The sequence below is a fragment of the Nocardia nepalensis genome (assembly GCF_048910785.1).
GTDB lineage: Bacteria > Actinomycetota > Actinomycetes > Mycobacteriales > Mycobacteriaceae > Nocardia > Nocardia nepalensis.
The window spans coordinates 126,483-146,326 of sequence record NZ_JBKBET010000020.1; the positions used below are offsets into that span (position 1 = coordinate 126,483).

Annotated in this window: 21 protein-coding genes and 1 pseudogene; 11 read left to right on the forward strand and 11 right to left on the reverse strand. The window is 67.0% G+C overall.

Annotated features, from left to right (window positions below):
* Positions 1–254: 254 nt before the first annotated feature.
* Positions 255–821, reverse strand: coding sequence for an NAD(P)H-dependent oxidoreductase (locus tag ACHQ4I_RS11770; protein WP_420771736.1), 567 nt, complete (start codon positions 819–821; stop codon positions 255–257).
* A gap of 114 nt (positions 822–935) precedes the next feature.
* Here ACHQ4I_RS11770 and ACHQ4I_RS11775 point away from each other — a divergent pair, with 114 nt between their 5' ends.
* Complete coding sequence (locus tag ACHQ4I_RS11775) at positions 936–1,577, forward strand: TetR/AcrR family transcriptional regulator (protein ID WP_420771737.1); 642 nt, start codon at positions 936–938, stop codon at positions 1,575–1,577.
* A gap of 6 nt (positions 1,578–1,583) precedes the next feature.
* Positions 1,584–2,408 carry an ammonia-dependent NAD(+) synthetase gene (nadE, locus tag ACHQ4I_RS11780; RefSeq protein WP_420771738.1) on the forward strand — a complete coding sequence of 275 codons (825 nt, stop codon included), beginning with the start codon at positions 1,584–1,586 and terminating at the stop codon, positions 2,406–2,408.
* Positions 2,409–2,415: 7 nt separating this feature from the next.
* On the opposite strand, the gene ACHQ4I_RS11785 is transcribed toward nadE, so the two are convergent.
* The 3 genes from ACHQ4I_RS11785 to moaA form a co-directional block, all read right to left on the reverse strand.
* The gene (locus ACHQ4I_RS11785; protein ID WP_420771739.1) at positions 2,416–2,817 is read right to left on the reverse strand and encodes a DUF1003 domain-containing protein; all 402 of its coding nucleotides are present in this window, start codon (positions 2,815–2,817) and stop codon (positions 2,416–2,418) included.
* A 168-nt stretch (positions 2,818–2,985) separates the two neighbouring features.
* On the reverse strand, positions 2,986–3,228 hold the full coding sequence (locus ACHQ4I_RS11790) for a MoaD/ThiS family protein (protein ID WP_420771740.1): 243 nt from the start codon (positions 3,226–3,228) through the stop codon (positions 2,986–2,988).
* Complete coding sequence (gene moaA, locus ACHQ4I_RS11795) at positions 3,221–4,279, reverse strand: GTP 3',8-cyclase MoaA (RefSeq protein WP_420771741.1); 1,059 nt, start codon at positions 4,277–4,279, stop codon at positions 3,221–3,223. Before moaA ends, ACHQ4I_RS11790 begins: the two co-directional genes overlap by 8 nt.
* A gap of 140 nt (positions 4,280–4,419) precedes the next feature.
* On the opposite strand from moaA, the gene ACHQ4I_RS11800 reads away from it, so the two are divergent.
* The 4 genes from ACHQ4I_RS11800 (at position 4,420) to ACHQ4I_RS11815 (ending at position 8,311) form a co-directional block, all read left to right on the forward strand.
* Positions 4,420–5,685: a molybdopterin molybdotransferase MoeA gene (locus ACHQ4I_RS11800; protein ID WP_420771742.1), complete on the forward strand. Its 1,266-nt coding sequence runs from the start codon at positions 4,420–4,422 to the stop codon at positions 5,683–5,685.
* A complete protein-coding gene (moaCB, locus tag ACHQ4I_RS11805; protein ID WP_420771743.1) occupies positions 5,682–6,731 on the forward strand; it encodes a bifunctional molybdenum cofactor biosynthesis protein MoaC/MoaB in 1,050 nt (349 codons plus the stop codon). Before ACHQ4I_RS11800 ends, moaCB begins: the two co-directional genes overlap by 4 nt.
* Positions 6,718–7,155, forward strand: coding sequence for a molybdenum cofactor biosynthesis protein MoaE (locus ACHQ4I_RS11810; protein WP_420771744.1), 438 nt, complete (start codon positions 6,718–6,720; stop codon positions 7,153–7,155). Before moaCB ends, ACHQ4I_RS11810 begins: the two co-directional genes overlap by 14 nt.
* Positions 7,156–7,303: 148 nt before the next feature.
* Positions 7,304–8,311: an AraC family transcriptional regulator gene (locus tag ACHQ4I_RS11815; RefSeq protein WP_420771745.1), complete on the forward strand. Its 1,008-nt coding sequence runs from the start codon at positions 7,304–7,306 to the stop codon at positions 8,309–8,311.
* A 53-nt stretch (positions 8,312–8,364) separates the two neighbouring features.
* Here the strand turns inward: ACHQ4I_RS11815 and ACHQ4I_RS11820 are convergent, their stop codons facing one another.
* The 4 genes from ACHQ4I_RS11820 to ACHQ4I_RS11835 all read right to left on the reverse strand — a co-directional run bounded on the left by ACHQ4I_RS11820 (position 8,365) and on the right by ACHQ4I_RS11835 (position 11,993).
* On the reverse strand, positions 8,365–8,556 hold the full coding sequence (locus ACHQ4I_RS11820; protein ID WP_420771746.1) for a hypothetical protein: 192 nt from the start codon (positions 8,554–8,556) through the stop codon (positions 8,365–8,367).
* Between the two features lie 199 nt (positions 8,557–8,755).
* Positions 8,756–9,799: a CobW family GTP-binding protein gene (locus ACHQ4I_RS11825; RefSeq protein ID WP_420771747.1), complete on the reverse strand. Its 1,044-nt coding sequence runs from the start codon at positions 9,797–9,799 to the stop codon at positions 8,756–8,758.
* Positions 9,800–9,896: 97 nt separating this feature from the next.
* Positions 9,897–11,210 (reverse strand): N-acetylmuramoyl-L-alanine amidase, encoded by a 1,314-nt coding sequence (locus ACHQ4I_RS11830; RefSeq protein ID WP_420771748.1) that lies wholly within the window; start codon positions 11,208–11,210, stop codon positions 9,897–9,899.
* A 207-nt stretch (positions 11,211–11,417) separates the two neighbouring features.
* The gene (locus ACHQ4I_RS11835) at positions 11,418–11,993 is read right to left on the reverse strand and encodes a sigma-70 family RNA polymerase sigma factor (protein WP_420771749.1); all 576 of its coding nucleotides are present in this window, start codon (positions 11,991–11,993) and stop codon (positions 11,418–11,420) included.
* A 217-nt stretch (positions 11,994–12,210) separates the two neighbouring features.
* On the opposite strand from ACHQ4I_RS11835, the gene ACHQ4I_RS11840 reads away from it, so the two are divergent.
* The 4 genes from ACHQ4I_RS11840 to ACHQ4I_RS11855 all read left to right on the forward strand — a co-directional run bounded on the left by ACHQ4I_RS11840 (position 12,211) and on the right by ACHQ4I_RS11855 (position 15,022).
* Positions 12,211–12,576 (forward strand): hypothetical protein, encoded by a 366-nt coding sequence (locus tag ACHQ4I_RS11840; protein ID WP_420771750.1) that lies wholly within the window; start codon positions 12,211–12,213, stop codon positions 12,574–12,576.
* A 22-nt stretch (positions 12,577–12,598) separates the two neighbouring features.
* Entirely contained in the window at positions 12,599–13,348 is a 750-nt protein-coding gene (locus ACHQ4I_RS11845; RefSeq protein WP_420771751.1) for an SDR family oxidoreductase, read from the forward strand.
* 65 nt (positions 13,349–13,413) lie between these two features.
* Positions 13,414–14,616, forward strand: a complete 1,203-nt coding sequence (locus ACHQ4I_RS11850; RefSeq protein WP_420771752.1) for an MFS transporter — start codon at positions 13,414–13,416, stop codon at positions 14,614–14,616.
* A gap of 4 nt (positions 14,617–14,620) precedes the next feature.
* Positions 14,621–15,022, forward strand: a complete 402-nt coding sequence (locus tag ACHQ4I_RS11855; protein ID WP_420771753.1) for a PaaI family thioesterase — start codon at positions 14,621–14,623, stop codon at positions 15,020–15,022.
* 27 nt (positions 15,023–15,049) lie between these two features.
* On the opposite strand, the gene ACHQ4I_RS11860 is transcribed toward ACHQ4I_RS11855, so the two are convergent.
* Positions 15,050–15,907, reverse strand: a complete 858-nt coding sequence (locus ACHQ4I_RS11860; RefSeq protein WP_420771754.1) for a cyclopropane mycolic acid synthase family methyltransferase — start codon at positions 15,905–15,907, stop codon at positions 15,050–15,052.
* 368 nt (positions 15,908–16,275) lie between these two features.
* On the opposite strand from ACHQ4I_RS11860, the pseudogene ACHQ4I_RS11865 reads away from it, so the two are divergent.
* Positions 16,276–17,460, forward strand: a pseudogene (locus ACHQ4I_RS11865) (transcription termination factor Rho, short form); the annotation flags it as partial.
* A 128-nt stretch (positions 17,461–17,588) separates the two neighbouring features.
* On the opposite strand, the gene ACHQ4I_RS11870 reads toward ACHQ4I_RS11865, so the two are convergent.
* Together ACHQ4I_RS11870 and ACHQ4I_RS11875 are read right to left on the reverse strand one after the other, a co-directional pair.
* The gene (locus tag ACHQ4I_RS11870) at positions 17,589–18,347 is read right to left on the reverse strand and encodes a dienelactone hydrolase family protein (protein WP_420771755.1); all 759 of its coding nucleotides are present in this window, start codon (positions 18,345–18,347) and stop codon (positions 17,589–17,591) included.
* Positions 18,348–18,398: 51 nt separating this feature from the next.
* Entirely contained in the window at positions 18,399–19,520 is a 1,122-nt protein-coding gene (locus tag ACHQ4I_RS11875) for an MAB_1171c family putative transporter (RefSeq protein ID WP_420771756.1), read from the reverse strand.
* Positions 19,521–19,844: the final 324 nt, after the last annotated feature.

A 19,844-nucleotide genomic window follows, 5' to 3' on the forward strand; every position in this document is an offset into this window, starting at 1 on the left:
CCGTCTTCCAGTACCGAAGACACTACACCTAGTGGCCGACAGATTCATACAACACGACATGTTGCGAGTCACAAAGATGAAATTCCCAAGCGGTAAGTACCTGGACGCTCGATTCGCAACCCGACACAACAGTGGCGCAGATCACAATTTCGTACCGTAGCGGCCTTCCAGCAAACTTCTTTCGACGAACGAAAAAAGGGTCGCCCCCACTCCGCGAACGGAGCGGGGGCGACCCTACTGGCGGGACCCGGCGCTTAGGCGGACACCAGCTCGCCGGTCGCCAGAACCAGTTCGTGCACGGTCGCGCCGAGCTGCGTCAGCGCCTCGGCGTCGTCACGCGGATGCGCCTCGGCGAACCGCTCGCCGAATGCGGCGAAGTGCAGGTGCGCCTTCTCCACGACCCGGGCGCCCGCGACGCCGAGCGCCTTGACCACATCGCCGTGCGCCCACTTGGCCGCGTTCTGACTGATCGAACCGCTCACCACCGCGACCGGCCGATCCTTGAGCGCACCGGCGCCGTACGGCCGCGAAGCCCAGTCGATGGCATTCTTCAGCACGGCCGGGATGGTGCCGTTGTTTTCAGGCGTGACCAGCAGCAGTCCGTCGGACGAGCCGACCGCGTCGCGCAGCGCCTGCGCCGCGGCGGGTACGGAGCCGGGCACGTCGAGATCTTCGTTGTAGAACGGGATATCGGCGAGGCCCTCGTAGATGGTGATCTCGACGCCCTCGGGCGCGGTCTGCACCGCAGCCTCGGCGAGCCGACGGTTGATCGAGGCGGCGCGAAGGCTGCCGACAAGTGCAAGGATCCGGGTCTGACTCATAACGTCTCCTGGTGTACTGAATGTGGTGTCCGAACTTCTGCCTACACTAACCGGACCATGGTCCGATTCCATTCCCGGGAGAACCGCGAGGGGCCTGTGAACTACAGCACATCCATGCCGGACGGAATGATGCCCGAGCGTCCGCTGCTCGGCGTCGGTGCGCCCCTGCCCGCAATCACCGAACGCGCGGACGCGGCGCGCAACCGTCAGCTACTCCTGGACGCGGCGCAGGAAATCGTGCGCGAACAAGGTGTCGACAGCCTGACGATGGACGCACTCGCCAAGCGGGCGGGCGTTGGCAAGGGCACCGTCTTCCGCCGGTTCGGCAGCAGGTCGGGGCTGCTGCGCGCGCTGCTGGATCACGCCGAGCGGAAGTTCCAGGAAGAGTTCATGTTCGGACCGCCGCCGCTGGGACCGGGCGCGGCGCCGGTGGAGCGGCTCGTCGCCTTCGGCCGGGCCCGGCTGCTCGATATCGAGGTCGCGGGCGAACTGCACCGCGCCGCGGAAATCGGCGAGGCGAGCGACCGCTATACCGGCCCGCCCTACGGCCTGCTCCGCGCGCACGTGACGATGCTGTTGCGTCAGGCGCCGGTCGACGGCGATGTGGTGCTGATCGCCGACGGGCTGCTCGGTCTGCTCGGCGCCGCGCTGGTGATGCATCAGATGCATGTGCTCGGCTACGACCGCTGTCAGATCGGCGATAACTGGGAGGCCTTCGTTCGGCGAGTTGTCATCTCGTCGCGCCAAGTAGAGTGACTCGCCATGGGGAACCTGCGTGAACAGATCATCGCCGAGTTGGGCGTCCAGTCGAATATCGAACCGAAGGTCGAAGTCCGGCGGCGGATCGATTTCCTCAAGGACTATCTGAGCGCAAGTCCCGCACGCGGATTCGTCCTCGGCATCAGCGGCGGCCAGGACAGCGCGCTGACCGGCCGACTGTGCCAGCTCGCCGCCGAGGAACTGCGCGCCGACGGCGCCGATGCCAGCTTCGTCGCGGTGCGACTGCCCTATGGCGTGCAGGCCGACGAGGCCGACGCCCGCATCGCGCTGCGGTTCATCCAGCCCGACCGCTCGGTGGTGGTGAATATCCGCCCCGGCGCCAATGCCGTTGCCGCCGAGGTGGCCTCGGCGCTGCAGACCGATAAGCTGCGCGATTTCGTGCGCGGCAATGTCAAGGCCCGCGAACGCATGGTGATCCAATACGCCATCGCCGGTCAGGAGAATATGCTCGTCGTCGGCACCGACCACGCCGCGGAGGCGGTCACCGGCTTCTTCACCAAATTCGGCGACGGCGGTGTGGACATCACCCCGCTGACCGGACTCACCAAGCGCCAGGGCGCGGCCCTGCTGCAGGAGCTCGGCGCACCGGCGAGCATCTGGTCGAAGGTTCCCACCGCCGACCTCGAGGACGACCGCCCGGCACTGCCCGACGAGGAGGCGCTCGGCCTGCGCTACACCGAGATCGATGACTATCTGGAGGGCAAGGACGTCACACCGGAGGTCGCTGACAAGCTCGAGACGATCTTCCTGAATACCCGGCACAAGCGCACCGTCCCGGTCACCCCGCTCGACACCTGGTGGCGCTGAAGCCGGACTACTTGCGGTCCGCATCCTCGATCAGCCGACGGTGCAACTCCTTGGTCATCTCGTGAATGGACTTCGTCAGCTCGAGATCGGACTTGAGCTGTAGCTCCTGTTCGGTGAAGTCGTGGTCGGCCTTGATCTGTTGGAACTGCGCCTGCCGGTTCTGGCCGATCATCACGAAGGTCGACAGGAAGATCGCCTCCAGCGAGACGACCAGCGTCAGGGTCGGCCATGGGCTCTGCTCGAGCCACAGCATCCAGACCGCGAACAGCACCGCGTGGATATATACGAACTGCATCGATCCGGCGAACCTGGTGATCTGGTCGGCGAGCCGGAGTTGGAGGCTGGCCGCCCGCATCTCCCGCTGTTTCAGGGCCGCGGGATGCAGCGGAACCTTCGGCGGCTTGAGCATTGTCGGTCGGCCTCCTCGGGGTGGAACGCGAAATGCGTTGGCGCGCCGATGCTAACCCGTCCCCGGCCGCCTGGAACTCGCCGACGGTAGTCAGATGGTGGTTGCCGGGCGGCCGCGAGCCGCCACATGACTACCGTCGGCGGCGGGATCGCGGTGGGAGTGGGAGAGTCAGCCGCCTGCGAAGGGTGGCAGGACGTCGACGCGTGGGGTGAGGGCGACCGAGGGGTCGCGGGTGAGTTCGTCGCCGACCAGGTAGGCGCAGACACGGAGCATTTTGTCGAGGCCGGGCCCGTAGGACGCGGCCAGGGTGGTGCGCAGGTCGGCGACCGTGGCGTCGGCCGGGAATTCCAGGGTTTCCCGGTCCTTGCCGACGGCGTCGGCGATCGCGGCGAAGTAGCGGATCTCAACCACCGATGGCTCCCATCGTGCGCTCCGGCGGGACGAAACCCGCGGCGTCGATACCGTGACCCGCCCATTTGTTCCACATGGCGCCGCGCCAGATGGTGGCGATCTCGTCATCGTCGGCGCCGGTGCGTAGTGCCTGGCGCACGTCGAATTCTTGATCACTGAACAGGCAGGACCGCAGCATGCCGTCGGCGGTGAGCCGGGTCCGGTCGCAGGTGTCGCAGAACTTGCGGGTCACCGTCGCGATGATGCCGACCGTCGCCGGACCGCCGTCGACCAGCCACTTCTCGGCCGGAGCCGAGGGATCGGACCGGCCCGCCTCGGTGAGGGTGAAACGGGTACCGAGCACATCGAGCAATTCGGCCGCGGTCACCATATTGGCGCGGGCCCATTCGTGATCGGCGTCCAGCGGCATCTCCTCGATGAACCGCAGTTCGCAGGCCTCGTCCAGACACCAGCGCAGCAGATCCGGCGCACCGGCGAGGGTGTCGCGCATCAGCACGGCGTTGATCTTCATCGGCGCCAGCCCGGCATCCCTGGCCGCGCGGATGCCGGCCAGGACCGATTCGAGCCGATCGCGACGGGTCAGGCGGGCGAAGCCGAGCCGATCGACCGTATCCAGCGAGACATTCACCCGGCTCAGCCCGGCGGCCGCGAGTGCGCGGGCCCGATGGGCGAGTCCGACGCCATTGGTCGTCATGGCCAGCGGAACCTCGGGCACCAGCTCATGGCAACCGGCGATGATCCGTTCGAGATCGCGGCGCAGCAGCGGCTCGCCGCCGGTGAACCTGACCTCGCGCACCCCCAGCTCCCGCACGGCGAGCGCGACCAGCCGCACGATTTCCTCGACGGTCAGCAGTTCGTCCTGCGGGATCGCGGGCAGGCCCTCCTCGGGCATGCAGTAGGTGCATCGCAGCGAACACTTCTCCGTGATCGATACGCGCAGATCGCGTGCGGTCCGGCCGAATCGATCCACCAGGTATGGCGTGTCGGGGCGTCCGTCGAGCGAGGGCAGCCTGGACCGCACGGCGGGAATCCCCATCTCGACCAGCGTCACCCGTCCATTATGACCGGTCCGCGCGCCGGGCTCATGGGCAGACCGCACCATCCTGACCTCACGAACGCCGAGTACGGCAGGTGAGCGTTCGTGCGAAACGACAAGAGAGCTCGCTACCGAACGGCGATTAGGCTGGCCACATGACCTCGCGCCCCGCCACCTCCGGTGGCCATCGACCGAGCCGCGCCGCGTCCCGGTCCGTCGACGCGTATCGCGACACCGTCGAAGCGCTGCTGCGACCGCTGGCCGCGCGGTCGGTGGAATCCGTCGCGGTGCCCGCGGCGCTGGGCCGACAGTTGGCCGAGGACATCCACGCGCCGGTGGATCTGCCGGTGTTCCGCAACTCGGCGATGGACGGATACGCGGTGCGCGCCGAGTCGGTGGTGGTCACGCCGGTAACACTGCCGCTGGCCGGTGTGGTCGCGGCGGGCGCCGCGGGACAGACGGCGCTGCCGCCGGGCGCCGCGGTGAAGGTGATGACCGGTGCGCCGATTCCACCCGGCGCCGATTGCGTGGTGCCGGTGGAGGATGTGCACGGCGATGGTGTGACGGTGACCATCGAGCGGGGGCGCACCGCGGGCGAGTTCGTGCGCGAACCGGGCACCGACGTGCGCACCGGCGAATTGCTGGCGCGGGCGGGCACCACCGTCGCGCCACGCCACATTGCCGCGCTGGCAGCGGTCGGGCTCCCGACGGTGCCAGTATTCCAGCCGATTCGCGCTGCGGTGATCACCACCGGTGACGAACTCGTCGCCGCCGGAACACCATTGCGCCCCGGCCAGATCTACAACTCCAACGGCATCGCCCTCGCGGCCGCGCTCACCGCGAACGGCGTCACTGTCGTCTCGGTCGAGCACAGCACCGACGATCCCGCGGTATTCCGCGCATTGCTGTCCACCGCAACGGAATCCGCCGATATCGTCTTCACCTCCGGCGGGGTATCCAAGGGCGATTTCGAGGTGGTCAAGGATGTCCTGCGGCCGATGGGCGGGGAATTCGGCTCGGTCGCGGTGCAACCCGGTGGGCCGCAAGGTCTTACCGTCGTCGACGGTGTGCCGGTACTGAGCTTTCCCGGAAATCCGGTGAGCACCATGGTGTCGTTCGAGGTGTTCGCCCGGCCGATACTGCGCCGCCTGGCCGGGCTGCCCGAGGTGGAGATCTACGAGGTGCCGCTGCGCGATGCGGTGCGCTCCCCGGAAGGGCGACGTCAATTCCTGCGCGGGCGGCTCGTCCGCGACGACGCGGCCGCGCCCGGATTACACCGGAATCCGGAAGCCGTCGAGGTGGTCTCCGGGCCGGGTTCGCATCTCATCGCGGGCATGGCCTGGGCGGATGTGCTGATCGATGTGCCAGCGGAGGTCACCGCGCTGCCCGTCGGCGCACCTGTGCGAGTGTGGTCGCTATGAGTGAGTTGTCCCATGTCGACCGGGAAGGTCGCGCCCGCATGGTCGATGTGAGCGCGAAGTCCGATACCACCCGGATCGCGGTCGCGGCCGGTGAGCTGCGGACCACCGCCGAGGTGATAGCGCTGGTGCGGGCCGACGATATGCCGAAGGCCGATGTGCTCTCCACCGCCCGGATCGCCGGTATCGCGGGCGCCAAGAAGACCTCGGAGCTCATTCCGCTGTGTCATCAGCTGGCGCTGTCCTCGGTGAAGGTCGAATTCGGGTTCACCGACACCGCCATCACGATCGAGGCGAGCGCGAAGACCAAGGGCCCCACCGGCGTCGAGATGGAGGCGCTCACCGCGGTCGCGGTGGCGGGACTCACACTGCACGACATGGTGAAGGCGGTCGACCCGGCCGCGACCCTCAACGGTGTGCGGCTGCTCACCAAAGAGGGTGGCAAACACGGCCATTGGGAACGGCCCGAGGAACCGGCCCCCGCCGCCGACGCTCGGCTGCTCGACGATGAAACTGCGGCAGCCGAATCCACGGAAGACGCTGCGGTGTTGGATATCTCGGATTCCGGCGAGCGCTCGGCGGTGGTGCTGGTCGCCTCCACCGGCGCCGCGGTCGGCACCCGCGAGGACACCACCGGCCCGGTGCTCGCGCAATGGCTCGGCGAACTCGGCTTCTCGGTGCGCGGCCCGCTGGTATACGCCGATGCGGAGATCGATATCGGTCTCGCCGACGCCCTGCGCTTCGAACCGGCGCTGGTGATCAGCACCGGCGGCACCGGCGTCTCCCCCACCGATGCCACGCCGGAGGCGACGCTGGCCGTGCTCGATCGCGAATTGCCCGGCATCGCAGAGGCGATTCGGCAACGCGGCACCGCGAAGTTCCCGCTGGCCGCGCTCAGTCGCGGAGTGGCCGGGCAGGCGGGCCGGTCGGTCATCGTGAATCTGCCCGGCTCCCCCGGCGGTGTCAAAGACGGTATGGCGGTGCTGGAGCCGCTGCTCGATCATCTGCTCGCGCAAGTAGCCGGAGGCGGCAACCATGACAACAAGTGAATTCGCGGCCGTACGCCTGGCGGGCATCAGCGCAGAAGCCCTCGATCCGGCGGTAGTCGAGGCCGCGGTGACCGGGCCGGAGCACGGCGCGGTCGTGGTGTTCACCGGCAAGGTGCGCAATCACGATGGTGGACAGGATGTTTCCGCGCTGGAGTATTCCGCGCATCCGGAAGCCGAACGCTTCCTGCGCAATTGCTGTGCCGCACTCGCCGAGCGCTCCGGACTGCCGGTCGCGGCCGTGCACCGCATCGGCCAGCTGACCGTCGGCGATCTCGCGATCGTGGTCGCGGTCGCCGCCCCGCATCGCGCCGAAGCCTTCACCACCTGTGCGGAATTGGTGGACCGGATCAAGCACGAGGTGCCGATCTGGAAGCGTCAGTTGTTCGCCGACGGACTTTCGGAGTGGGTCAACGCCTGCGGGTAAAGGGGCATTGCCAATGGTTAACGCCATCGCAAGCGGCTGCTGAGGTCGCGCGAAACAACGCTGTGACGCGATTTCACTGACGATTCAATAACCGCGGGTTAGCGTTCTCCCGCCAGAAGATTCGTCGATCCGCGGTAGGAGGGGCGCATTGGGAACCGACCAGGTGTTGCTGCACAGATTCGTCATCTCGCAGCTCACGGCGGCGGGGCTGGACCGAGATCGGCTGATCCGCGAGACCGGACTACCCGAATGGACCATGGCCGGCGCGGATGTGCACCTACCGAGTCACACCTTCTCGCGGCTATGGGAATTCGGCGAACACGCGCTCGGCGATCCGAATGTCGCACTGCGCGTGGCCAGTCGCTACGAACTGACCAGCCTCGGCCTCTACGACTACCTCTTCTCCACCGCGCCGACGCTCGGCGCCGGTCTGGCGACCTGTGGCCCCTATGTCGCCGCGGTGACCACCAATCACCGCTTCGACCTGGTCACCGAGAACGAGCACGAGGTCACGCTGTACCTCGACATAATCAACGGCGAGGGTCGCGGCCGCGACCTCATCCAGCTGTGGGGGCTGGCGGCGGTGCTCAGCCGGGCGCGCCGGGTGGTCCGCGAACCGCTCATCCCGCTGCGGGTGTCGCTGCGCCAGCGGGCACCGTCGGACATCGACGTCTTCGTCGAGGTATTCGGCACTGCCGCCATCGAATTCGACGCACCGGTCGATGCCATGACCTTCCGCGCCAGCGATATGGAGCTACCGCTGACCACCAGTGATCCGGTGCTGGCGTCGGTATTGCAGCCGCTCGCCGACGCGCTCCCGCCACCGCCGCCCTTGGCTACCGCGTGGCCGGATCGGGTCGCGGCCGCGGTCGCCGACGCACTGGCCGAGGGTGAGGTGTCACTGGATCGGGTGGCCCGCCGACTCGCCACCAGCCCGCGCACGCTGCAACGCAGATTGATGGAGGCGGGTACCACCTGGCGGTTGGAATTGGAGCGGGCACGCAATGCCCGCCTCGCCCAAGCCAGCGCGGGCGGGCTGCTGAGCCGAACGCGCCAAGCCGAACTGCTCGGGTACTCGGATGTGGGGTCGATGCGGCGGGCGGCCCGCCGCCGGTCCATGACCCAGCTCATGCACCGATCGGACCTACCGGCCTGATCCCGCCGCATCCCCCCGCCCCGCGCCCTGCACCACCGGCACGACGGGTGCGGTCACACCCTCAGGAACGTCGCCGCGATCCGCCAGAATGTCGAATCCTCGATGGCACGAAAATCCCAGCTGTCGACGATATCTCGGGATGCGGCGACAATGGCGGGCACATCGAAATCGTCACGAGTCGCTGTGCCCTTGGCCTCGAGCGCGGCCACCACGTACGCGGTCGCGCTTTCCCAGGTCTCTGACACGGAACTCTCCAATCGGACGTAGAGACAAATACGGTCGATCACGGTTCTGGCGCCGAACCGACACCGCGCGCGGCATGTTCGCTCCGTTGCGCGTATGCCGCGTGCGGCGGGCCAATGTGTAAGTTTTATGTCCGCCAATCGCCGCGCCAAGTACCGAACGCGCCAGCTTCGAGCAGAACGCGCCAACTTCGCCGAGTCGTCAGTGCGGGGTGTAGCGCCAGATGCCCAGCATGGTTTGCGGATCGAGCGGTTCGGCGGCGGTGTGCACCGTGTCGTGCAACCGCCGCAGCGCGGCGTCGGCGGGCAGACCCGCGCCGATCAACACCAGCTGGGTCGTGCGCGATTCGCCGCGCGACCAGGAGTCCGGTTCGAAGACGATATGGCGGCCGACCATATGCAGCACGAACTTCCGGCGTTCGGCCGCGACACCGAACGCGGCGAAACCCTTGGCGCGGAACAGACCGGGCGGTGGATCCTCGAGGAATTCGACCAGGCGGCGTGGATCCAATTCCCGGTCGCTGGTGAAGGAGACGCTGGTGTAGTCGTCGTGCAGATGCCGGTGCCCGGCGTGGTCGTGCTGGTCCTGGTGGTCGTGCTCGTCGAACAGTTCGTCGAAGCTCAATTGTTCGGCGACCCGCGGTATTTCGCGCAGCGGTTCGTCGAACAGCAGACCGGGGTCGACGCGGCCGCGAGTGGTCGCGTACACCGGCGCCTGCCCGATCAACTCCGCGATCTCCGCTCGCAACCGAGCCAGCCGATCGCGCGGCACCCGATCGGCCTTGTTCACCACCACCAAGTCGGCCAGCCGCAGATGGGTGGTGAGCTCGGGATGACGCTCGCGACTATCCGGGAACTGTTCGGCGTCGACCACCTCGACCAAGCCGCCGTAGCGGATGCGCGGATTCTCGCTACCGACCACCATCCGGATCAGATTGCGCGGTTCGGCCAGACCACTGGCCTCCACCACGATCACGTCGATCTTGGCGCGCGGCTGCGCCAGCCTGGTGAACAGTTCGTCGAGTTCGCCGACATCCACCGCACAGCAGACACATCCGTTGCCGAGCGACACCATCGCGTCGACCTGCCCGGCCACCAACATGGAATCGATATTGATGGCCCCGAAGTCGTTGACCACCACGCCGATCCGCGTACCCCGGTTATTGCGCAGCAGATGGTTGAGCAGCGTCGTCTTCCCGGATCCGAGGAACCCGGCGACTATGAGAACAGGAATCCGCTCACCCACCGGGCCCACCCTAGTGCGGCGAGCTCATCGATCACAGAAAGGCCGAACGTCACCCTCGACAACACGCGAGGGTGACGTTCGACGGCCGGGATATTGCTTACTTCGTCGGGCTCAGCAGGGTGCTGGCCAGTGTGTATGCCAGGTTGATCAGCTCCGAGGTGACCACGGTGTTGTCCATGCCGAGCGACTTGGCCAGCGGCATCAGCAATTGCATGATGACGTTGACGAGCATGGGCAGCGTACTGGTCGTATCCGGCGTGGTCTGACCCGGCGACAGTGGTGAACCAGGGGTCTGGCCGAGACCGGGCCACAGTGCCGTACCGGGCGACTGCGGGGTGTTGGGTGAGAGTGCGTAACCCTGCGAACCCGCCTGCGGTGATTGCGGCGAGCCGGGCAGTTGTGTGTAACCCGGCGCCGGTGCGTAACCCGGCGGCGGATTCAGTGATGCGGGCGCGGTCGGCGGCTGCGGGATGGCCCCCGCCGATGGCACGGACTGTGGCGCAGCCGCGGGCTCGGGGGCGGCAGCGGGGTGCGGTGCCGCCGGAGCTTGGGGCACGCTCGATGCCGGAGCCGAGGCGGGACGATCCGCCGAACCGGTGTACGCGGGCGTCGACACCTGCTGCGCTGTACCGAGCAGGAACCCGACCAGGCCGGTCGCGATGGCCAGAGCGTGCTTGACCTGTCCCTCTCGACCCTCCAGCAGCGCGGCGTCCTCAACGTTCGCGCCATTGCCCATCTCGATGAAAACATCGGGCACGGTGGTCAATGCGGGACCGGCCACATCCGCGCGGGTCTGTAGACCGTCCTGCGCGTCCGCATAATTGGCCACCGGGAAACCGGCCTGAAGATATGCGTCGCGCACCGCCCTCGTCGCCGCGAGACCCGGCCCGGACTGGACCTGATCGGCCTTCGCATCCGGGATCGGTAGCTGCGGCACGATCATATGGAACCCGCGGTATAGCGCCGGGGCGCTATCGGCGTGGATGCTCACCGCGACGTCGGCGCCCGACGCATTCGCGGCCTTCGCCCGATCGTCGACGCAGCCGCCCCAGCCGGCGTCGTCCGGACGGCTGAGCACCACCTTCGCACCCAAATTCTCCAGTGTGGCCCGCAGCAGCTCGGCCACCTTCCAGTTGATGGTGTGCTCCGGTACGCCGTTCACCGTGGTCATGCCGGTGGTCTGGCAGTCCTTGGTGCCGCCGCGCCCGTTGCTCACCTGCTTCGCCAAATTCTCGGCGTGGTCGGGACCCTGATGACCCGGGTCCAGGAATACTGTCTTGCCCGCGAGTTTCGCGGCCATTTCCGGCGATGCCGGATCGGCGAGCGCGGCCGGGGCCAGCCCGGACAGCGTCACCACCACGGCGGCCGTGACGGCGCCGCAGATACCGGTCCTGATGATGCTTGGCTTCATGTGCGGTGTCGGCGCTCCGGGACGGAGCACCCCTCCCTTCCCACTAGTAACACCAAACCCAGTGGTTCACTCTCGCAACGCCAGCATCAGCAAAGCAAGCTACGTTATGGAAATGTTATCGAAGTAGCGAGGTGCATTCGCGCTGATCAGACGACCAAAACCCGGTCAAAGCACGATGGAAACGGGGGTTGCCAGCCGGATGCGGAATCAGGCCCCAATCGGCAGGCGGCGAAGCGAGCGCAGCGCATAGTGGACCCGCGTCTTGACGGTGCCGACCGGAACGCCGAAATCGTCGGCCACCTCCTGATAGGCCCGATCCCGCAGGATCACCTCCACCACCGCGACGCGCTGCGATTCGGGAAGCCGGGCGAGCAGGTCCGCGACGAGCAGGCCGTCGACCAGGCGGTCGGCGAAGTCCGGGTTCGCGAAGCGGACGTCGCTGAGTTCGCCGACCTCGTCCCATTCGGTATCCGCGGGCCGGACCGCGCGAGCGCGGGCGATATCGATCATGACGTTGCGTTGAATGGCGAGCAGCCAGGTGCGGACCGTGCCCTTGCGCTCGTCGAACAACGCGCAGGAGCGCCAGGCCCGCAGCAGTGTTTCCTGCACCGCGTGTTCGGCCAGGCCCGAATCGCCGAGGCCGCGCATCGCGCGCCAATGCAGTAGCGCCCGGTCCGCGGCCAGCACGGATGCGATCCCATCGTCGGTACACAGACCCGCACACGCCGTCGCGCAGGTCGACCGCCCGCCCGCGACATCGACCACCGGACAAAAACCACTCATATAACAGATATCGCGGGAACCCGCGCGAGTGGAATCACCGCCGACACAGTGAATTCGGATCGAGTTGATACCGACACCCTCGGATATGTGACGGGAATCTCCGATTCCACCGAAAACGACCGACGAGTCTGGTAGACCTTGGCCCCGGAGATACGGGGATCTCCCTGGTCAGCCGCCCAATAATGGCGGCCCGAGCACGATTCGAGGAGATAGCAGTATGCGTGCAAGCACGCTCGTGATCGCGGGGGCAATGGCGTCCACCGTGACACTGCTGGGCGCGGGCACCGCGGCCGCCCAGCCCGCGACCACCATCACCGAGGACGGCCTCTATCTGGTGGGTATCGACATCATGCCCGGCGTCTGGGAGGCCCCTGGTACCCCCGATCCGGCCGTCGGCTGCGACTGGCGACGGTTGCGCAAGGTCGAGGGCGACAACACCGATCAGCACTACATCATCAATAACGACTTCACCAGGAACAGTCCGGTCCGCGCCGAGATCGCACCGACCGATGTGGCGTTCAAGACGGTGAATTGCGGCGCCTGGCATATGTTGCCCCCGGCCACCGGCTCGTTCGGCGGCTGAGCCCACCGCTATCGTCGCGACCATGACGCGGAGCAAGATCCTGATCACCGGCGCGAGCGCCGGACTCGGTGCGGCGATGGCGCGGGATTTCGCCGCGAAGGGTCGCGACCTGGCCCTGTGCGCCCGTCGCTTGGACGCGCTCGAAGCGTTGCGCGACGAACTCACGGCGGCACACTCGGGAATCAAGGTGGCGGTCCGTGCGCTCGATGTCGATGATCATGCGTCCGTACCGCGGGTATTCGCGCAATTGCGCGATGAACTCGGCGGACTGGATCGGGTGATCGTCAATGCCGGTATCGGCAAGGGCGCGCGGATCGGCACCGGTCGCGCGGACGCCAATCTCGCCACGGCCACCACCAATTTCGTCAGCGCCCTCGCCCAGATCGAGGCGGCACTGGAGATCTTCCGCGCCCAGCAGTACGGCCACCTGGTGCTGGTGGCCTCGATGAGCGCGGTGCGCGGATTGCCCGGCAAGAAGGCCGCCTACTCCGCGAGCAAGGCCGGGCTGGCCGCCCTCGGCGAGGCACTGACGGTCGAATTCGCCCAGTCACCGATCGCCGTCACCACGCTGCTGCCGGGATTCATCGCCACCGATATGGCGGCGAAGGCCGGTGACGCGCGGATGGTCGCGCCGCTGGAGAAGGGCGTCGCGGCGATGGTGCGGGCGATCGAGCGCGAGCGGATTCGCGCGTGTGTTCCGGGGTGGCCGTGGCGGCTCATCGACGTGGTGCTGCCACATCTGCCCGGCGCGGTGGTTGCCCGAATGGGCTGAGGCTCTTCGTATTCGCGGCGGAAACCCGCCGGAATTCGGCGGCGTTGGTTGCTGAACTGGAGCGCATGTCCATCGCTCTCGACTCCTCCCCCACCTCGCTCACCCGGCCACCGCTGATCCGCTGGCTCGCGGTCGTCGCGGTGATGCTCGGCATCTTCTCGATCGTGACGACCGAGATCCTGCCGATCGGCTTGCTGACCTCCATCGGATCAGATTTCACCATCTCCGACGGCATGGCCGGGCTGATGATGACCATGCCGGGTCTGCTCGCCGCGATCGCCGCTCCCCTGGTGACCGTCGCGGCCGCCCGTATCGATCGCCGAATGTTGCTGTGCGGCTGCACGCTGCTGCTGGTGATCGCGAATGCGGTGGCCGCGACCGCGCCGGAGTTCTGGGTGGTGCTGGTATCCCGCGTGCTGATCGGGATCACCGTCGGCGGCTACTGGTCGATCGCGGCCGGACTGGCCGGACGGCTGGTGCCGCCGGAATCGGCGAACCGGGCGACCGCGGTGATCTTCTCCTCGGTCCCGCTGGGTTCGGTGCTCGGCGTGCCCGCCGGCACTTTCGTCGGTCATCTCGCTGGCTGGCGGTCCGCGTTCGTCGTCCTGGGAATTCTGTCCGCGGTGGTGCTGGTGCTGCTGGCATTCGCGCTGCCATCGCTGCCCGCCGAGCAGGCCATGAGCGTCACCTCGCTACGCATCGGACTCCGCGGCACCGCCCTCCGAATCGCCCTGCTGGCAACCTTTTTCGTGGTACTCGCACAGTTCGGCACCTACACATACGTCACCCCTTTCCTCGAACAGGTCACCGAGGTGAGCGCGAGCACGATTACGGTCCTGCTGCTGATCTACGGTGTCGCGGGCATTGCCGGCAACTTCCTGGGCGGCACTCTGCTCGGCCGTCCCGGGACCGCGCTCGGCTGCGCGGCGGCCGCGATGGCGGCCGCGATGCTATTGCTGCCGATCCTCGGCCGATGGGAGTTGGGCGCCGTCGCGCTGCTGATCGTCTGGGGTATCGGGTACGGCGGCATCCCGGTCGTACTGCAGACCTGGTTCGCCAACGCACTGCCCGACACTCCCGAGGTGGCGTCGGTGCTGTTCACGGCGTCGTTCCAGGCGACCTTCTGCGCTGGTGCGCTGGTCGGCGGCGTAATCGTGGACCGCACCTCGCCCTCGACCGTGCTGCTGTGCGGCGGCGTGACGGCACTGCTCGTACTGCTGATTACCTCGGGGGTAATCGACGCGCGCCGGGTCCGTCGGGCAGGCTGAGTTCATGATCGATGAGGTGGGCACCAAGCTCTTTCACCAGTCCATGCCGTTCACCGAGCGCCTCGGGGTCGAGGTGCTCGAGCACGGCGCCGCACTGGTGCGCAGCCGGATCGCCTGGGACGAATCACTGTGCACGCTGGGCGGAGTGCTGCACGGCGGGGTACTGATGTCGCTCGCGGATGCGACCGCCGCGGTGTGCGCGTTCCTGAATCTGCCCGAGGGCAAACAGGGCACGACGACGGTCGAATCGAAGACGAATTTCCTGCGGGCCGTGCGTTCCGGTCATGCCATCGCCTCGGCGCGGCCGCTGCACGCCGGACGGTCGTTCATCGTGGTGGAGACCGAAATCCGTGACGACGCGGACAAGCTCGTCGCCAAGGTAACCCAGACCCAGGCCGTGCTCTGACCCGATGCCCGGCGTTGTGCGCCGGGCTCACTTCACCAAGGTGAACTGCATGACATCGAGGTGCCCGCTGCGGAAGTGGTCGGCACATCCGGTCAAATATTTCAGGTACCTGGCGTAGACCTCCTCCGACGCGACTCGCACCGCCTCGTTGCGGTGGTCCGCCAGGGCCTGGGCCCAATGATCCAGTGTGCGTGCGTAATGCCAGCGCAGCGGCTGGATCTGCTCGGTGCCGAGACCGGCCTGCCCGGCCAGCCGGGTGATTTCCGCAGGCTGCGGCAGCTGACCGCCCGGGAAGATCTCCCGCTTGACGAATATGTGGAACAGTGCGTTCTCGCGGGTCACGGGAATATTCATGCGCCGCAGGTCGTTGAGCGTATGGCCGATGATCGTATGCAGCAGCATCCGCCCGTCGGGGGGCAGCATCCGATGGGTGCGTTCGAAAAAGGTCGCGTAACGCTCACGCCGGAAGTGTTCGAACGCGCCGATACTGACGATCCGATCCGCGTTGCCGTCGAATTCCTCCCAGCCCTGCAGCCGGATCTCGGCACCGGCCGACCCGCGCCGTTCGATCTCCGCGCGCACGTGCTCGAATTGGTTGCGGCTCAAGGTGAGTCCGACGACCTTCACGCCGTAGCGCTCGACAGCGCGGAACATCGTTGCGCCCCAGCCGCATCCGATATCGAGCAGGGTCATCCCCGGCCGCAGGTCCAACTTGCCCAGCGCGAGATCGATCTTGGCGAGCTGGGCCTGTTCGAGGGTCATGTCATCGCGCTCGAAGTAGGCGCAGCTGTAGGTCATCGAGGGGTCGAGGAATAGCCGGTAGAAGTCGTCGGAGACGTCGTAGTGGGACTGAACTTGCTGATAGAACGGTGCGAGGTCGGCCATTGCGCACCTCCTGCCATCGTCGGGTCTCAGCCGGATATGGACTGATACGCGACACGCCGCCGAGTTGTTTCCGCGGGCGGCGACCGATACCGAAACGTGCCCGGTCTGGTGGCCATGATGCCGAGCTGTGACCCGAACCATTGCGCACACCCGTTCGAAGTTGTACTCTCGGCGCTGTCCTTGTGGATGTTGGTCACCCTGGCCGATCGGAACTCCCGATCAGAGCGGGGCTTCCCACAAGATCTCTCTCCTTCTCCACGATGGTTCTGCGCCTTCGTAATTCCGCTTCCGGAACGCACAGGGACATTCACCGCAGCGAGCGCATCGCCGCTGCCTCTCACGGCCGTTCGCCGTACCCCAACTAATTCAAAGGAAACACCATGAAAGACAACACTTTTCCCACACCATCCGATGGGGACGCAGCGGCCGAGGCCGTGGCGAACCCCGGACGAGCCGTCGGCGGCATACTCGAGATCCCCGACAACCGCGCCGCCGTCCTGCGCGTCGAGGACTATCTCCCCGGTCCGCACGACGTGCATGTTCCACCCCGGCTGATCCGTGAATACGGTTTGCGCCGTGGCGATTTCATTACCGGCACCGCCGAACCCGCACGCGGCGACAAGCTCGACCCATTGGTCGGCGTCGAATCCGTGAACGGACAGGATCCGCGCCGCGCCGCGACCCGGCCCAAGTTCGACGACCTCGTCCCCATCTACCCCAACCAAAGGCTGCGCCTGGAGACCGAACCGCATGCCATGACGACCCGGGTCACCGATCTGGTCATGCCCATCGGCAAGGGGCAGCGCGCACTCGTCGTCGCACCGCCCAAGGCGGGCAAAACCTCTGTGCTGCAAGCGATCGCGCACGGTATCGCGAAGAACCACCCGGAGTGCGAGCTGATGCTCGTACTGGTCGGCGAGCGTCCCGAGGAGGTCACCGATCTGGCCAGGTCGGTGCCCGCCGACGTCGCCGCCGCCACCTTCGACCAAACCCCGCGCGAGCAGATCGCGCTGGCCGAACTCGCCATCGAACACGCCAAGCGCCTGGCCGAAATGGGCCGAGATGTCGTGGTGCTGCTCGACTCGCTGACCCGCCTCGCCCGCGCCTACAACAATGCGGCCCCGTCCTCCGGGCGCGTACTCTCCGGCGGCGTCGATGCCGCCGCGCTCGCGCCGCCCAAGAAATTCCTCGGCGCCGCACGCAATTTCGAGAACGGCGGCTCGCTCACCATCATCGCCACCGCCCTGGTGGAGACCGGCTCACTGGCCGACACCGTGATCTTCGAGGAGTACAAGGGCACCGGCAATGCCGAGCTGAAACTGGATCGCGCGACCGCGAGCCGCCGGATCTTCCCGGCGGTCGATATCGCCCAGTCCAGCACCCGCAAGGACGAATTGCTGCTCGCCCCAGACGAATTGGCGGCCACCCATCTGCTGCGCCGCACCCTCGCCGCCGTGGACGGCCAGCAGGGGATCGAGCTGCTGCTGGAGGGTTTGCGCAAGTCCGCGACCAATGCCGAATTCCTGGCCCAGCTGGGCGGCAAGCGGGCCTGACTTCGTGACGCGTCGCCTTTAAGTCTCTTTTAAGAGCCTGTCAAGCCCCCCGAGGCATATTTATTACAGCCCGATCGGGCCTGTCTTCGGAGGGGGAGACAGGGCCGGTCGGGCTTCGTTTTCCGGTATCAGCCCAGTTCTGCGGCGAACAACTCGGACGCCCGCCGCCACGAATCCTCCGCGGCCGCCTCGTCGTAGGGCTCGCGTCCCGGAAAGAAGAAGGCGTGCTTCGCGCCCGGGTAGACCACCAACTCATATCGCACACCGGCCTCGGTCAGCGCCGCGCCGATCTGGTCGCGCTGTTCGGCATCGATGACGTGATCGAGTTCGGCGAACAACATCAGCAGCCGCACATCGCCCTTGGCGACACCCTCGGTCGCGGCCAGCAGCGGCTCCGGCCGACTCAGCGCGGTGCCCGCCGTGGTGAGCCAGCCGGGGTAGAAGATCGCCGCCGCGTCCAGGTCCAGCCTGGTGGCGGCGAAGTAGGCCAGATGGCCGCCGAGGCTGAATCCGAGCACACCGGTCTTATCGGTGGCCCGGCCGTGCTCGCGGGCATAGGCGATGGCGGCCCGGAAGTCGGCCTCGACGCCCTCGCGGGTCAGCTCGCCGAGCAGCCCGAAGGCAAGGGTCCGGTTTTCGTCGCTCTCGACCAGCCCCGCGGCGGTCTGCGGACCGGAACGGTGATAGACGTTCACTACGAAGGCCACATAGCCCAGCGCCGCGACCCGATCGACGATCTGACGCACGTCCTCGGTCAAACCCCACAGCTCGGCCCCGACCAGCACGGCGGGGAACTCCTGCGTGCCCTCCGGCCTGGCGAGGTATCCGGTCATCGGTGAGCCGTCGACTTCGAGGTCGAACTGTCGGGAAACGGTCGTGTAGATCATGGGATATACCTTATGGCGCAACGTAATCCGCCGCGCGGCGTGCGGATCGGCTCATCCCGCCACGGATTCGGCCTGCGGCCAGACCCGGGCCAGCACGAGCAGGTGCGCGAGCTCGGCGTCGAAATCGTGCGCGACGACGGGTACTCGCGGTGCGGCCCCGGTGACGGTCGGCGCACCGCCCGCCTTACGAGTGCGCGCCGCATGCGCCAGCCGGTGCGCGTAATCGGTTATCTCCCAGTCAAATTCGGACGTACCGTGCGGTTCGGGCGGCAGATAGGAGCCGAGGTGCAGCAGCGCGTCACGGATCTCGACGGTCATCCGGAATAGGCGGGTGGCCGGATCCGCACCGCGGCGGGCCTCGGCGGGCAGCACGATCTCCGGGACCGCCGCGGTGAGATCGCGCCACAGCGGCCGCAATCGGCGACAGCTGCGGCCGTCCCGATCCCATCCGGTCAGCGCGAGCAGCGTGCTGAGCAGCGGGATGGCGAGCAGGCTCACGTCGAGGACCAGGCAGAGCACGAAATCGAGCTCCCCGCGCGGCAACTGCGGGCCGAGGTCGGGTCGACCGGTCAGCAATTGCGCGACCGACAGTGCCTGACTGACCAATACGAAACTGCCGCTGATACCGAGCAGCGAGCAGACGAAGCGCATCTCGGCGCTGAGGTCGCCGATGCGAAGCTCTCGGATGCCCGCGTATATGAATACGACCATATTGACCGCCAGCGGCGCGGCGTAGGCGAACCCGACGATCGCCGCGGGCCCGTGCGCGCCCAGGTCGACAGGTCGCCCGTTGTCCTGTGCCGCCATCCCGGCGAGGACCATGGCGACGGTCGCGGCCGCGGCGACCAGACCGCATCGGCGGCGCCGACGCAACAGCACGGCGGGCTCGGTCTCGGCCATGAGGTACCGCGCCATGGCATAGAGGTACATCGTCGTCATGACCACGCAGCCCAGCGCCAAGGCGTTGGGCAGACTGGTGATGCTGGGCGTCGAGGTGCATCGATAGCACAGCAGGGCAGCGATGCTCCACAGCAGCATCCGGTTGATGAGCTGATCGAAGATCGTGTCCCGCAACACCATCAGCCGCCCCGCCGTAATGACTCCGACGTAGCCGAGCACCAGCCACCCGACGACTCCGGGAATCAGCGACGACATCGATACCCTCTCGGCCACGGAACTCGTGCCCGTCGGAGGATACTGCCGCAACGGGGGCTCTACCACACGCCGCCGGATCAAGATCACGTGTCCGAGCACCGGCTATGACCTGCCCCAAAGCCCGGCCGCGCGCATTGGTTGATTTCACAAACGAACCTGCGGATCGCGAATCGCGAGATGTGGCAAAACAATTCGGAGCATTAAGGTGGATGTTACGATTTGTCAAATAGACGGTCCGTGACAATCCCCCGGCCTACCGGGCAAACACCAGTGCGGTGTCCTCTTCTTCGTGGCCTACTGCTGCGGCCCCACTTCTCGAAATGCCTGCTGCGCGTGCGGCAA

Coding starts and splice junctions, on each gene's coding strand:
- ACHQ4I_RS11860 (WP_420771754.1), bottom strand. CDS start 15,907: ATGGCCGACCTCGCACCGTTCTATCAGCAAGTTCAGTCCCACTACGAC.
- ACHQ4I_RS11835 (WP_420771749.1), bottom strand. CDS start 11,993: ATGAGTGGTTTTTGTCCGGTGGTCGATGTCGCGGGCGGGCGGTCGACC.
- ACHQ4I_RS11830 (WP_420771748.1), bottom strand. CDS start 11,210: ATGAAGCCAAGCATCATCAGGACCGGTATCTGCGGCGCCGTCACGGCC.
- ACHQ4I_RS11870 (WP_420771755.1), bottom strand. CDS start 18,347: ATGATCTACACGACCGTTTCCCGACAGTTCGACCTCGAAGTCGACGGC.
- moaCB (WP_420771743.1), top strand. CDS start 5,682: ATGAGTGAGTTGTCCCATGTCGACCGGGAAGGTCGCGCCCGCATGGTC.
- ACHQ4I_RS11770 (WP_420771736.1), bottom strand. CDS start 821: ATGAGTCAGACCCGGATCCTTGCACTTGTCGGCAGCCTTCGCGCCGCC.
- ACHQ4I_RS11855 (WP_420771753.1), top strand. CDS start 14,621: ATGATCGATGAGGTGGGCACCAAGCTCTTTCACCAGTCCATGCCGTTC.
- ACHQ4I_RS11800 (WP_420771742.1), top strand. CDS start 4,420: ATGACCTCGCGCCCCGCCACCTCCGGTGGCCATCGACCGAGCCGCGCC.
- ACHQ4I_RS11785 (WP_420771739.1), bottom strand. CDS start 2,817: ATGCTCAAGCCGCCGAAGGTTCCGCTGCATCCCGCGGCCCTGAAACAG.
- ACHQ4I_RS11775 (WP_420771737.1), top strand. CDS start 936: ATGCCGGACGGAATGATGCCCGAGCGTCCGCTGCTCGGCGTCGGTGCG.
- ACHQ4I_RS11840 (WP_420771750.1), top strand. CDS start 12,211: ATGCGTGCAAGCACGCTCGTGATCGCGGGGGCAATGGCGTCCACCGTG.
- nadE (WP_420771738.1), top strand. CDS start 1,584: ATGGGGAACCTGCGTGAACAGATCATCGCCGAGTTGGGCGTCCAGTCG.
- ACHQ4I_RS11810 (WP_420771744.1), top strand. CDS start 6,718: ATGACAACAAGTGAATTCGCGGCCGTACGCCTGGCGGGCATCAGCGCA.
- ACHQ4I_RS11845 (WP_420771751.1), top strand. CDS start 12,599: ATGACGCGGAGCAAGATCCTGATCACCGGCGCGAGCGCCGGACTCGGT.
- ACHQ4I_RS11850 (WP_420771752.1), top strand. CDS start 13,414: ATGTCCATCGCTCTCGACTCCTCCCCCACCTCGCTCACCCGGCCACCG.